We start from the raw sequence: 13,361 nt of genomic DNA on the forward strand, positions 1-13,361 counted from the left end.
GGCCGGCGTCGTCGCGAACCCGGCGCCCGGCGCACGCGGACTCCGGGGATCCGAAGGCTCCGTGACCCGCCTCGACCGCTCTGCCGCAGCTCCGGCCCGCCGCCTCCGGCGGCCCGGGGCCGGCGCGCTCTCCCGCGCCAGCCCCGGGGTTCGCTCCCGGGAGTCAGTCCTCGATCGCCGTCATCACGTGCTTGATGCGGGTGTAGTCGTCGAAGCCGTACGACGACAGGTCCTTGCCGTAACCCGACTTCTTGAACCCGCCGTGCGGCATCTCCGCGACCAGCGCGATGTGCGTGTTGATCCAGACGCAGCCGAAGTCGAGGGCCCTGGACAGACGCATGGCGCGCGCGTGATCCTTGGTCCACACGGACGAGGCGAGCGCGTACTCGACGTCGTTCGCGTACGCGAGAGCCTGGGCCTCGTCGGTGAAGGGCTGGACGGTGATGACCGGGCCGAACACCTCGTTCTGGATGATCTCGTCGTCCTGCCGCAGCCCGGAGACGACGGTCGGCGCGTAGAAGTACCCCTTGTCGCCGACGCGTTCACCACCGGTCTCGACCTTGGCGTGGGCGGGCAGCCGCTCGATGAACCCGCTGACGCGCTCCAGCTGGGCGGCGTTGTTGAGCGGACCGTAGAGCACGTCGTCGTCGTCCGCCGCACCGGTCTTCGTCCCGGCGGCGGCGCGGGCGAGTTCGGCCACGAATTCGTCGTGGATGGACTCGTGCACGAGGACGCGGGTGGCGGCCGTGCAGTCCTGCCCGGCGTTGAAGTAGCCGGCGACGGAGATGGTCTCGACGGCCTTGGCGATGTCGACGTCCTCGAAGACGATGACGGGCGCCTTGCCGCCGAGCTCCAGGTGGACGCGCTTGACGTCCTTCGCGGCGGATCCCGCCACCTCCATGCCGGCGCGGACGGACCCGGTGATGGAGGCCATCGCGGGCGTCGGGTGCTCGACCATGGCGCGGCCGGTGTCGCGGTCGCCGCAGACGACGTTGAAGACGCCCTTCGGCGCGATGGATCCGATGATCTCGGCCATCAGGACCGTGGAGGCCGGGGTCGTGTCGGACGGCTTGAGGACCACGGTGTTGCCCGCGGCGAGCGCCGGGGCGAACTTCCACACGCCCATCATCATCGGGTAGTTCCACGGGGCGACCTGCGCGCAGACGCCGACGGGCTCGCGCCGTACGAAGGAGGTGAGGCCGTCCATGTACTCGCCGGCGGAGCGGCCGTCCAGCATCCGCGCGGCGCCCGCGAAGAAGCGGATCTGGTCGACCATCGGCGGGATTTCCTCGGTGCGCGTCAGGCCGAGGGGCTTGCCGGTGTTCTCCGACTCGACGGCGATCAGCTCCTCCGCCCGCTCCTCGAAGGCGTCGGCGATCTTCAGCAGCACCTTCTGCCGTTCGGCCGGCGTGGTGTCACGCCACGCGGGGAACGCGGCGGCGGCGGCCTTCATGGCCGCGTCGACGTCGGCGGCGCGGGACAGCGGCGCCGTGGCGTAGACCTCTCCGGTGGCGGGGTTCACCACATCGGTGGTGCGGCCGTCGCCGGCGTCCCGGAACTCCCCGTTGATGTAGTTGCGCAGACGGCGCGGCTCGGTGGTCACTGCCACCCCTCCTGTTGGTCGGATGTCCGATGTGTGAGACACCCACCCTAGTCAGTCGCTCGACGCTTTCGACAGGCCCGACGCCCCGTAACTTCGGATTCGGTTTATTTCGGGTCCCAGAACAACGAATTTCATCGATAGAGGGTTGCGTGACCGACGAGGAGCAAGGCAGAGTGAGGAATGTGGTCAGTCGCAGCGCAGAGTTCAGGAACGGGAACGCCTCCGCCCATGGGATCGACACCGTCTCCCTCGCCATCATCGAGCAGCTCCAGGAGGACGGGCGGCGCCCGTACTCGGCGATCGGGAAGGCCGTCGGGCTCTCCGAGGCCGCCGTGCGCCAGCGCGTGCAGAAACTGCTCGACCAGGGCGTGATGCAGATCGTCGCCGTCACCGACCCCCTCACCGTGGGGTTCCGGCGGCAGGCGATGGTCGGGGTGAACGTCGACGGCGACCTCGACGCCGTCGCGGAAGCGCTGACCGCGATGTCCGAGTGCGAGTACGTGGTGGTGACCGCGGGCTCCTTCGACCTCATGGTCGAGATCGTCTGCGAGGACGACGACCACCTGCTCGAAGTGATCACCAAACGGATCCGCACGCTCCCCGGCGTGCGCTCCACCGAGAGCTTCGTCTACCTCAAGCTGAAGAAGCAGACCTACATGTGGGGAACCCGATAGCCGTGAGCAAGGACCTCTCCAAGACCGCGTACGACCACTTGTGGATGCACTTCACCCGCATGTCGTCCTACGAGAACGCGCCCGTGCCCACCATCGTGCGGGGCGAGGGCACCTACATCTACGACGACGCCGGCAAGCGCTACCTGGACGGCCTGTCGGGCCTGTTCGTGGTCAACGCGGGTCACGGCCGCCACGAGCTGGCGGAGGCCGCGTACAAGCAGGGCCAGGAGCTGGGCTTCTTCCCCGTGTGGTCGTACGCGCACCCGAAGGCGGTCGAACTCGCGGAGCGGCTCGCGCACCACGCGCCGGGCGACCTGAACAAGGTGTTCTTCACGACGGGCGGCGGCGAGGCCGTCGAGACGGCGTGGAAGCTCGCGAAGCAGTACTTCAAACTGACCGGCAAGCCGACCAAGTACAAGGTCATCTCGCGCGCGGTCGCCTACCACGGCACACCCCAGGGCGCCCTGTCCATCACCGGTCTGCCGGCCCTGAAGGCGCCCTTCGAGCCCCTGGTGCCGGGCGCGCGCAAGGTCCCCAACACCAACATCTACCGTGCGCCGATCCACGGCGACGACCCGGAGGCCTTCGGGCGCTGGGCCGCCGACCAGATCGAGCAGGAGATCCTCTTCGAGGGCGCGGAGACCGTGGCCGCGGTGTTCCTGGAGCCGGTGCAGAACGCGGGCGGCTGCTTCCCGCCGCCCCCCGGCTACTTCCAGCGGGTGCGCGAGATCTGCGACCAGTACGACGTGCTGCTCGTGTCCGACGAGGTGATCTGCGCGTTCGGCCGGCTCGGCACCATGTTCGCGTGCGACAAGTTCGACTACGTGCCGGACATGATCACCTGCGCCAAGGGCATGACGTCCGGCTACTCGCCGATCGGCGCGTGCGTCGTCTCCGACCGGCTCGCGGAGCCGTTCTACCAGGGCGACAACACCTTCCTGCACGGCTACACGTTCGGCGGACACCCGGTCTCCGCCGCGGTGGGCCTCGCCAACCTCGACATCTTCGAGCGCGAGGGCCTCAACCAGCACGTGCTGGACAACGAGTCCGCGTTCTTCGAGACGCTGAAGAAGCTCCACGACCTGCCGATCGTCGGCGACGTCCGCGGCAACGGCTTCTTCTACGGCATCGAACTGGTCAAGGACAAGGCCACCAAGGAGACGTTCACCGACGAGGAGACCGAGCGGGTCCTGTACGGGTTCCTCTCGCCGGCGCTCTACGACAACGGCCTGTACTGCCGGGCCGACGACCGCGGCGACCCGGTGGTCCAGCTGGCGCCGCCGCTGATCTCCGACCAGTCGACGTTCGACGAGATCGAGCGGATCCTGCGCTCCGTCCTGACGGAGGCCTGGACGAAGCTCTGATCCCGCGGGCCCGAAGGGGCGAGCCGCCGCCCGGGTGCCCCTTGTGGCCCCCCGCCACCCCCGTTCGGGTGACACAGGGGCACCCGTGCCGCGTACTGTCCCCCGCCCCCGGCCCCGCTGCCTACCGTGCCTGGTGACGATCTGCTCCGAAGTCCCTTCCCGTACCGGGACGGACCGTCCGATCAGAACCGAGGTGTACGCGATGGTGGCCCCGCCCGACAACGACGTCCTTGCGGCGCGTTCCCTGCACTGCTCCCTGGGGGGCTTCCCCGCGCTGACCGGGGTGTCGCTCGGTGTCCGCGCGGGGCACATCCTCGCCGTGTGCGGACCGCGCGGCAGCGGCAAGACCACGCTGCTGCGCTGCCTGTCGGGGCAGCTGGTGCCGCAGGAGGGCGAGGTCTTCTTCGACGGCCAGGAGATCCACACGCTCGGCGCCGCCCGGCGCGAGCGGCTGCGCAGCGACAGTTTCGGCTGGGTGGGCCCGACGCCCTCCCTCGTCCCCGAACTCAACGGGTGGGAGAACGCGGCCCTGCCCCTGCTGCTGCGCGGCAGCTCCCACCGGGCCGCGAAGGCCACCGCGCTGGAGTGGATGGAGCGGCTCGACGTCGCGGACTGCGCCCGCAGCAAGCCGGCCGCGCTGCCGCAGGACCGCCGCCAGCGCATCGCGGTGGCGCGCGCGCTGGCCACTGCCCCAGCGGTGCTGTTCGCGGACGAGCCGACCGCCGCACTGCACGCGAGTGACCGCGTGCATGTCCTGCGGACGCTGACGACGGCGGCACGTTCGCACCAGATCACCGTCGTCCTGACCGGAGCCGACGACCAGGTGACGGCGCTCGCCGACGACACGGTCCGGCTGGTCGACGGCCGCCGGGCGGACGCGCCGACCGACCCCGAGGCGGAGGGGCAAGAGGCGTGCTCGCTCTCCGTCTAGCGCGCGGTTCGCGCCCGCTGGTCCAGCTCCGCCGTCTGCTGGTGGCCGCCGCTTCGGCGGGCGTCGGCCTGCTGTTGCTGTGCACGCTGATGTGGGCGGTCGGACACCCCCAGGGCGCGGTGCTGCGCCTCGTGTGGTGCGTCATCCCGGCCGCCGCGGCCGTGCAGCTCGCGGTGGCGGTGGCCCGTACGGACCCGGGCACGACGCCCCGCCCCGGGCTCTCCGCCATCGGGCTCGGGCCCGTGCGGCTGACCGCGTACGGCGCCGCGACGACCGCGGTGGCCTCCTTCGCGGGTTCGCTGGTGGCGCTGCTGCTGTTCTGGCACCTGCGGGGCGACGGGCCGCGGCTGCCGTTCGCCGGCGCGGCGCGCGACCTGCTCGCCGCGGACCGGCCGCTGCCGGTCGGCGCGGTGGTGCTGCTACTGGCCGCCGTTCCGGTGCTGGCGTCGGCCGCCGCCGCGTTCGCGCTGCGGCCCGCCGCCCGGGCCCGCCACGCGGAGGGCGCGGGGACGCGGCCCGCTCCGGTCTCACTGCCGTGGGGCGTGGCCCTGACGGCCGCGGGCCTCGCCGTCGAGACGTACGCCGGCCGGGGCGGTGGCGCCGCGCTTCCGCTGCCCGGCCACTTCGACGGCAGCCCCGCCGGAGTGCTCGTCGGCTGGTCATTGACCGCCGTCGGTCTCGCGCTCGTCGGCCCCGGCGTCAGCCACGTGTGCGGCTGGCTGCTCCAGGCGGCGCGGCCCGGGGCCGTACGGCTGCTGGCGGGCCGGGCACTGATGACGCAGGCCGCGCGGCTCGGCCGGCCGCTCGGTGTGCTGTGCGCCGTGGTGTCCGGCACGTTCGCCGCCGCCGCCCTCCACGGTCCCGGCGACCAGCGCCCGTACGGCGCCCTGACGGGACTCGGCGCCGGCGTGGTCATCGGCTGCGCGGTGGCAACCCTGCTCACCGCCGCCCTTGAGGCGGTCCAGGCCCGCCAGGAGACCTCCGCGTCCCTGCTCGCCGCGGGCGCCCCCGCGGCGGTCCTGCGCACGGCCGCCGGGGTGCGTGTCCTCGTCCTCGCGGCGGCCTTCGCCCCGCTGACCTGGCTCGTCGCCGAGCTGGCCGCGGCGCCCCTGGGCCGCTGACCCCGCCGGCGGGCGGACCTTCCCCGGCCGCCGGGAGAAACATCGCGGCGGCGGGAACCGGCTGCCACGGCATGCGTCCTTCCTAACAGAGGCCACGAACCCGCCCATGGCGCGGGGCCGTTGAGCCCGTCGCCCCGAGAGCCGTCGGCGCATCCGAAGGAGCGGCCCGGGGCACGAAGAGAATCTGGGGGGATTCTTCATGTATCGCACCATCCATGCCCGCCGACCGCTCGCTCTCGCGGGGGCGGCCCTGCTGGTGGCCCTGGGCGCGGTGATCACCGCGCCGGCCGCCTCGGCCGCGCCGGCGGCCGACGACACCACCCTGACGGTGAACGGCCCCGCCGCGGTGGGGTTCGCCGGTGCGCCGGTCGAGTTCACGGAGACGATCGGCAACACCGGCGCCACAGCTCAGAAGTACGGTCTCGCCCTCGACGCGATCGCCGGCGACGGTGTCCCGTCGAACGGCCTGCTGGTGGACTACCGCGGCGATGACGGGTCCTGGAAGCGGGCCCCTCTGGACTACGCGGACGGCGAGTTCTCGGGCCTGCTGCCGCTCGACATCCCGGTGGCCCCGGCCGCCGCCCGGACGGTCCACCTGAGGATCGGCCTGCCGATGGGCGAGCCGCACCACGGGGACAGCAACGGCGGTACGGACGCGATCCGGCTCACCTCGTCCGTGACGGCCCTCGACGGCTCCTGGGTCGCGAAGGTCCGCGACACCCGGACCATCGCGGTCGAGTCGCCCTCGGAGCACCTGGCCGGTGTGCCCGAAACGGTGGTGGCCGGCGGGAAGCCCGCCCGGTTCAGCGCCGTCCTCACCAACGGGACCCCGTCCCGCTACGAGAACCTCGGGCATGTCCTGTTCACCGGCCGGCACACCACGGTGCGGGTCCTGCGCGACGGCGTCTGGACCACCCTGCCCGGGATCCCCCTGGGCACCGCCGACCCCGACGAGGTCGGTCACTACCTCGCCCCGGCGAACTCGTCCCTCGCCGCGGGGGCGACGACCACGACACCGGTGCGGGTCTCATGGGACTCCTCGGCGCCGCTCGGCAGCGCGACGCTGCGCACCTGCGTGTACGTCAACGAGGCCACGCCGTTCCACGGGACGACGATGTGCGGGTCGCCCACGACGGTGACGGTCCTTCGCGCCGGGACGGGAACGACGAAGCCGTCGCCGTCGTCCTCGGCCTCGGCACCGGGCTCCTCGGCGACCCCGTCCACCGGGCCGTCGGCGACGTCCGGGGGCAGCGGCTCCCCGAGCCCGTCCGCCGACGCCTCCGCTTCCGGGCCGGTCCCCGGCACCTCCCCCTCGCCCACGCCGTCCGCCACCGTGCCGCTCGGAGCCGACGCGCGGCTGGCGAGCACCGGCAGCAACGGGAAGGCCACGCTCGCGGCCTGTGCGGGCGCGGCACTGCTGCTGCTCGGCGGGGGCGCCCTGACCGTCCTCACCCGCCGCGGCAGGCGGCACCGCGCCTGACCTCCCGGTCCGCCCCGGCCGCCGGAAGGCAAGGACGCGGCCGGGGCGGACCCGCGCCCCGCACTACGATGGCGCGGTGCCGATACCGCAGCAGAGACATGAACCGGGTGAGCGCAGCGAGCACGGGCTTCCGGCGGACCGGGAGATCGAGACGCTGGAGGAGTTCGACCTCAGGGCGGCGGGGGGTGCGCTGGGCGGATACCGGGTGCAGTCCGTCGATCTGACGGACCGTACGCGGCAGTTGCTCGACCTGGACACCGCGGGCTCCGTCTTCCTCGGCTGTCCGATGCAACCCGAGGCCCTGGCGAAGGTGCGCGCGGACGGCGCGATGGTCTTCCCGCCGGTGCCGAACCTGCCGTTCGACCCGTACCGCGGACTGCTGTACACCCCCGACCAGCTCTTCGAGGGGCTGTCCGGCGAGGGGTACGAGGTGACGCCCGACGCCCGCGCGTACGCCTGGTTCCAGCGCACCAAGGACGACGGCGACATCCTCGCCTCGACGCTGCGTGCCGTGCACGACGACGCGGTCTCCGACGCCCTCGACGAATTCCTCTCCGGGGCGCGGGTGGTGGGGGTGATGGGCGGCCACGCGATGGAGCGCGGCACCGCCGCGTACGCGGGCGCGGCCCGCCTCGGCAGGACGCTGGCACGGGCCGGGCTGACCGTCGCGACGGGTGGCGGCCCCGGCGCGATGGAGGCGGCGAACCTCGGCGCGTACCTCTCGCCGTTCGACGACGAGGCGCTGGGAGAGGCGCTGGAGCTGCTCGGCGCGACGCCGTCGTTCCGGCCGTCCGTCACCGACTGGGCCCGCGCCGCCTTCGCGATCAGGACGCGCCGGCCGGACGGCGGACGTTCCGTGGGGATCCCGACCTGGTTCTACGGGCACGAGCCGCCGAACCCGTTCGCGAGCCACATCGCGAAGTACTTCGCCAACGCGCTGCGCGAGGACGGGCTGCTGGCCCGGTGCACCGCCGGAGTCGTGTTCCTGCCGGGCGCGGCCGGCACCGTGCAGGAGATCTTCGACGCGGCGACGCCCAACTACTACGGGTCGCGCGGCGAGCCCGCCCCGATGGTCCTGGTCGACCGGGAGCACTGGACGACGGACCTGCCGGCCTGGCCCCTGCTCCGCGCGCTCGCCGAGGGGCGGGCCATGCAGGACCGGATCGCGCTCGTCGACACGGTGGACGAGGCGCCTGCGGCGCTGGCCGCGCTCACGCGGCGGGCGGCCGGCGTCTGATGGCCGGGGCGGGGGGCAGCGGCGCGGAGGGTGCCGGATCCGGGGACGTCCGGTCCCGGGACGCCGGGTCCGGGGATGCCGGTCAGCGAGCCGGCGGGCCCCGAAGGCCCGGGGGCCTCGGATCCCCGGATGTCGGGACGGCACGGCTGGTCCTGCACCCGCTGACGGTGGACGAGGCCGAACGGGTCGTCGCGGGCGAGCCGGGACCCGGTGACCGCTGGGCGCCCGGCTACCCGGACGCGTTCGACGTCAAGGGCGTCAGCTCGTACCTCGCGACGTGCTCGATCAGCGGGGATCCGACGCCGTTCGGCACGTACGAGATCCGGCGCGGGAGCGACGGGTACGCGATAGGCGGCCTCGGCTTCAACGGCCCGCCGGACGCCGAGGACACCGTGACGGTCGGCTACAGCGTCATCGCGTCCGAGCACGGCAACGGCTACGCCACCGAGGCGCTGCGCGGGCTTCTCGCCCACCTGCGGGCGCTGGGCGTGCGCGGTGTGAAGGGCGACACCGACCACGGCAACCTCGCGTCGCAGCGGGTGATGGCGGCGGCCGGGATGCGGCAGGTCGGCGAGGACGACCGGCTCCGGTACTACGCGCTGCGGTTCTGACGCCCCGCCGAGCCGGAGCTCCCGTTCTCCGGGGAGGCCGGGAAGGGCGGGGTCTCCGCGGCGGGACCGGGGCCCCGGGTGGCTCCGGTCCCCGTGTGGCTGCCACCGGGCGTGCCCGGCCCGCCCGCGTCCGCCGGGCGCCGGGGGCCGCGTCCCGTCTGCGACGGGTCCGCGCTGTCGAAGGGATCCGGCAGCACCAGCACATCGCCGAAGACGAAGGTGACACCGACCGTGTCGCCCTCGCGCGGCGCGTCGGTCAGCGCGCATTCGGCGTCCAGCGGCTGCGCCCCGTCCGCGGGCCGCAGCCGCACGGTGACGCGGCTGCCCCGGAACGTCCGGGCCTCGACCACGCAGCGCAGGCCGTCCGCCCCGCCGGGGCCCTCGCCCGGCGCCGTCAGGCGCAGTCCCGCGGGCCGTACCAGCACGGTCCGCGCGCCCTGCGGCGAGCCGGGCACCACGGGCAGGGCGCCCCAGGGGGTGTCGGCGGTCGTGCCGCGGACGTTCGCCGCCGCGATGTTGTCGAAGCCGAGGAAGCGCGCCACGAACGCCGACGCCGGACGCTGCCACACCTCCAGCGGTGTGCCGCTCTGCGCGACGCGCCCCTCGCCCATCACCACGACCCGGTCGGCGAGCGCGAACGCCTCGCCCTGGTCGTGTGTGACGGCGAGCACCGTGGTCCCCAACCGGTTGAACAGGCCGCGCAGTTCGACGACCAGCCGCTCGCGCAGGCCACGGTCGAGCTGGCCCAGCGGCTCGTCCAGCATCAGCAGCCGGGGGCGGGGCGCGAGTGCCCTGGCGAGCGCGACCCGCTGCTGCTCCCCGCCGGACAGCGTGGCGACGGCCCGTCCGCCCGCGCCCGGCAGCCCCACCAGTTCGAGCAACTCCTCGACGCGTTCGTGCTGTTCGGCGCGCGAGACGCCGCGCATCCGCAGGCCGAAGGCGACGTTGCCCGCCACGTCGCGCTGCGGGAACAGCTGGTGGTCCTGGAACATCAGGCCGACGCCCCTGCGGTGCACCGGCACCCGGGCCTGGTCCGCGCCCTCCAGCAGCACCCGCCCGCTGTCCGGCGCCTGGAGACCCGCGACCACCCGCAGCATCGTGGACTTGCCGCTGCCGCTGGGCCCGAGGACGCTGACGATCTCGTGCTCGGCGACGTCGAGCCGTACGGCGTCGAGTGCGGCACGCGCCCCGAACCGCACGCTCACGTCCTGAAGGGTCAGCAGCGCCATCAGAACTCTCCCGAGCGGTCGGTGCGGATGCGTTCGAGCAGCAGCAGCGAGGCGGCGCACACGATCATCAGGACCGTGGACAGCGCCATCGCCTCGCCGTAGGTCAGGTCGCCGGGGCGGGCGAGGAGCCGCGCGACGGCGACCGGCAGGGTCGGGTTGTCGGGCCGCGCGATGAAGACGGTGGCCCCGAACTCGCCGAGCGAGACCGCGAACGCGAACCCGGCCGCGACCAGCAGCGCCCGCCCCACCAGCGGCAGGTCCACCTCGCGGAAGGCACGCAGCGGGGAGGCGCCCAGCACCGCGGCGGCCTCCCGCAGCCTGATGTCGACCGCCCGCAGCACCGGCAGCATCGTCCGGACGACGAACGGCACGCCGACGAGCGCCTGGGCGAGCGGCACCAGGATCCAGGAGCTGCGCAGGTCCAGCGGGGGCTTGTCGAGGCTGATCAGGAAACCGAAGCCGACGGTGACGGCGGAGACCCCGAGCGGCAGCATCAGCAGCGCGTCGAAGCCCCGCACGAGCCGTCCGGCCCTGCGGGTCAGGGCCGCGGCGGCGAGGCCGCCGATCACCAGCGCGATCGCCGTGGCGACCGCCGCGTACCGCAGCGAGTTCCCGACGGATTCCAGCGGCGGCACCAGGAAGGTGCCGCTCGCGTCGAGCGCGGTCAGCGCCCGGTAGTACGAGAGACCGAATCCGCCCGGTGTGGCGAACGACCGCTCGACGAGTACCCCGAGCGGCAGCAGGAGCAGCAGGGCGATGCTGAGGAGAACGCCGGACAGCAGCGCCCACTGCCCCGCCCCGCGCGGCCCTCGGGCCGTGGTGGCCGCGTCGACGAGGCGCAGTGCGCTCTCCCTGCGGCGAACGGTCCAGGCGTGGACACCGAGCACCGCGCCGACCGCGACGAACTGGACCAGCGTGAGGATCGCGGCGGTCGGCAGCTGCAACAGCTGCGCGGTCTGCCGGTAGATCTCCACCTCCAGGGTGGAGAAACCGGGACCGCCGAGGACCTGGATGACGCCGAAGGAGGTGAAGGTGAAGAGGAACACCATGAGCGCGGCGGCGGCGACGGCGGGTCCGAGCGCCGGCAGGGTCACCTTGCGCCAGGCGGCGAACCGGCCGGCGCCGAGCACCCGGGCGGCCTCCTCCTGACGGGGGTCCAGCTGCGACCACAGGCCCCCGACGGTCCGTACCACGACGGCGTAGTTGAAGAAGACGTGTGCGAGCAGGATCGCCCAGACCGTCGTGTCGAGCCTGACGCCCCACAGCTGGTCGAGCAGTCCGCCACGGCCGAGCAGAGCCAGGAACGCGGTGCCCGCGACGACGGTCGGCAGCACGAACGGCACGGTCACGACCGCCCGCAGCACCTGCTTGCCGGGGAAGGAGAACCGGGCGAAGACGTACGCGCCGGGCAGCGCGACCAGCAGGGTGAGCCCCGTCGAGGCGAGGGCCTGCCACAGCGTGAACCACAGCACGTGCAGGATGTCCGCCCGGCCCAGCACCCGGGTGACCGCGCCGAACTGCCAGCCGTCCGCCGTCTTCAGGCCGCGCCCCACGATGGAGATGACGGGGTAGGCGAAGAAGACCGCGAAGAAGGCGAACGGCACGGCCATCAGCGCGAGTCTGGTCGCCCCGGGACGCAGCGCGCGACGCCTTCCGACGGGCGCGGGCCGCGACGTCCCCGGCCCGGCGCCCGCGGGCTCCCCCGGCCGGCCGGGCGCGAGCGTCACGTCACTTCACCACGAGCGAGGACCACGTCTGGATCCACTGATCGCGGTGCGCGGCGATCCGGGACGGGCTCATGGTCTCGCCGTTCGTGATCTTCGCCCCGAACTTCGTGAAGACGGCGGGCTCCTTGGCGCCCTTGACCACCGGGTCGACGAACATCTGGAGCGGCATGTCCTCCTGGAACCGCTTGCTGATCATGAAGTTGATCAGTGCCTTGCCGCCCGCGGTGTTCTTCGCGCCGTCGAGGAGGCCCGCGAACTCGATCTGCCGGAAGCAGGTGCCGGTCGCGACACCGGTCGGCGCCTGCGCCGGGGTCCTGGGCTGCGGCTTGGCGTACAGCACTTCGGACGGCGGGCTGGAGGCGTACGAGACGACGAGCGGCCGGGTCGCCTTGGCCTTCTTGCCGCCGGCCGAGCCGGAGAAGTCCTGGTCGTAGGCCTGCTCCCAGCTGTCGACCACCTGGACGCCGTTGGCCTGGAGCTTCTTCCAGTAGCCCTGCCAGCCGGAGTCGCCGTACTTCGCGACGGTGCCGAGGAGGAAGCCGAGGCCGGGCGAGGACGTCGCGACGTTCTCGGTGACCAGCAGGTTCTTGTACTGCGGCTTGACCAGGTCGGCGAAGGTGCTCGGGGGCGCCAGCTCGTGGTCGGTGAAGTACTTCCGGTCGTAGTTGACGCAGAGGTAGCCGCTGTCGATGGGCGTGACGCGGTGCTTGGTCCCGTCCAGCCGGGTGCTGGGGTCGACCTGGCCGAGGCCCTTCGCGGTGTACGGGGTGAACAGCCCGTTGTCGAGAGCGCGGCTGAGGAGGGTGTTGTCGACGCCGAAGAAGACGTCGCCCTGCGGGTCGCCCTTGGTGAGGATGGCCTTGTTGACGGCCTCACCGGCGTCGCCGCTCTTGAGGACCTTGACCGTGTAGCCGGTCTCCTCGGTGAACTGCTTCAGCACGGCGGGCGAGGCGGCGAACGAGTCGTGGCTGACGAGCGTGACCGTCTTGGACCCCGACGCGCCGGAGTCCCCGCCGCTGCCGGCACCCGCCTGCTTGCCGCCCGAGCCGCAGGCGGCGAGGGCGGTGACACCGAGCGCGGCGGCAAGTGCCGCCGAGACGAGCTTCTTGGTGCTGGGCACTTCTCATTCCTCCTGGGACATCCAGTCCAGGAAGAGACGCGGCCCTGCCCCGGTCCACCGGGGAACGGGAACCGGGGCAGGGCGCAACAGCTTGAGTAACGACCGGACTTCCTACCCAGAATGACCTGGGCGAGGTTCAGAGGGTCTGCGGCCTGAGCCTGGGAACGAGGCGTTCCCGGGCCGTCGCCGCACTCTCAGCGCTGTGGCGCTCCCCTGTCGGGTGGTGCGTATCGGTTGTATGCGAGGCGTTTCGCACCCAGGGTA

10 protein-coding genes and 1 pseudogene are annotated in these 13,361 nt (G+C 72.9%); 7 read left to right on the forward strand and 4 right to left on the reverse strand.

What is annotated here, in order from left to right; genetic code table 11:
• Nucleotides 1-163: 163 nt before the first annotated feature.
• A complete protein-coding gene (locus OG310_RS09155) occupies nt 164-1,603 on the reverse strand; it encodes a gamma-aminobutyraldehyde dehydrogenase (RefSeq protein WP_329455388.1) in 1,440 nt (479 codons plus the stop codon).
• A 182-nt stretch (nt 1,604-1,785) separates the two neighbouring features.
• On the opposite strand from OG310_RS09155, the gene OG310_RS09160 reads away from it, so the two are divergent.
• The 7 genes from OG310_RS09160 (at nt 1,786) to OG310_RS09190 (ending at nt 9,021) form a co-directional block, all read left to right on the forward strand.
• Nucleotides 1,786-2,277, forward strand: coding sequence for an Lrp/AsnC family transcriptional regulator (locus OG310_RS09160; RefSeq protein ID WP_329455389.1), 492 nt, complete (start codon nt 1,786-1,788; stop codon nt 2,275-2,277).
• Entirely contained in the window at nt 2,262-3,641 is a 1,380-nt protein-coding gene (locus tag OG310_RS09165) for an aspartate aminotransferase family protein (protein WP_329455390.1), read from the forward strand. Before OG310_RS09160 ends, OG310_RS09165 begins: the two co-directional genes overlap by 16 nt.
• A 202-nt stretch (nt 3,642-3,843) precedes the next feature.
• Entirely contained in the window at nt 3,844-4,572 is a 729-nt protein-coding gene (locus OG310_RS09170) for an ABC transporter ATP-binding protein (RefSeq protein ID WP_329455391.1), read from the forward strand.
• Nucleotides 4,554-5,693 carry a hypothetical protein gene (locus OG310_RS09175; RefSeq protein ID WP_329455392.1) on the forward strand — a complete coding sequence of 380 codons (1,140 nt, stop codon included), beginning with the start codon at nt 4,554-4,556 and terminating at the stop codon, nt 5,691-5,693. The genes OG310_RS09170 and OG310_RS09175 overlap by 19 nt, the downstream gene beginning before the upstream one ends.
• A gap of 199 nt (nt 5,694-5,892) precedes the next feature.
• Nucleotides 5,893-7,173, forward strand: a complete 1,281-nt coding sequence (locus OG310_RS09180) for a hypothetical protein (RefSeq protein WP_329455393.1) — start codon at nt 5,893-5,895, stop codon at nt 7,171-7,173.
• A gap of 76 nt (nt 7,174-7,249) precedes the next feature.
• Nucleotides 7,250-8,410, forward strand: coding sequence for an LOG family protein (locus OG310_RS09185; protein WP_443078590.1), 1,161 nt, complete (start codon nt 7,250-7,252; stop codon nt 8,408-8,410).
• A 167-nt stretch (nt 8,411-8,577) separates the two neighbouring features.
• Complete coding sequence (locus OG310_RS09190) at nt 8,578-9,021, forward strand: GNAT family N-acetyltransferase (protein ID WP_329455394.1); 444 nt, start codon at nt 8,578-8,580, stop codon at nt 9,019-9,021.
• Nucleotides 9,022-9,212: 191 nt separating this feature from the next.
• On the opposite strand, the pseudogene OG310_RS09195 reads toward OG310_RS09190, so the two are convergent.
• From OG310_RS09195 to OG310_RS09205, 3 genes and pseudogenes are all read right to left on the reverse strand, one after another.
• Nucleotides 9,213-10,250: pseudogene (locus OG310_RS09195) on the reverse strand (ABC transporter ATP-binding protein); the annotation flags it as partial.
• The gene (locus OG310_RS09200; RefSeq protein ID WP_329455395.1) at nt 10,250-11,860 is read right to left on the reverse strand and encodes an ABC transporter permease; all 1,611 of its coding nucleotides are present in this window, start codon (nt 11,858-11,860) and stop codon (nt 10,250-10,252) included. The pseudogene OG310_RS09195 and the gene OG310_RS09200, both read right to left, overlap by 1 nt.
• A gap of 118 nt (nt 11,861-11,978) precedes the next feature.
• Complete coding sequence (locus OG310_RS09205) at nt 11,979-13,097, reverse strand: thiamine ABC transporter substrate-binding protein (RefSeq protein ID WP_329455396.1); 1,119 nt, start codon at nt 13,095-13,097, stop codon at nt 11,979-11,981.
• Nucleotides 13,098-13,361: the final 264 nt, after the last annotated feature.

Source organism: Streptomyces sp. NBC_01497, from assembly GCF_036250695.1.
In the GTDB taxonomy this organism is placed as follows: domain Bacteria; phylum Actinomycetota; class Actinomycetes; order Streptomycetales; family Streptomycetaceae; genus Streptomyces.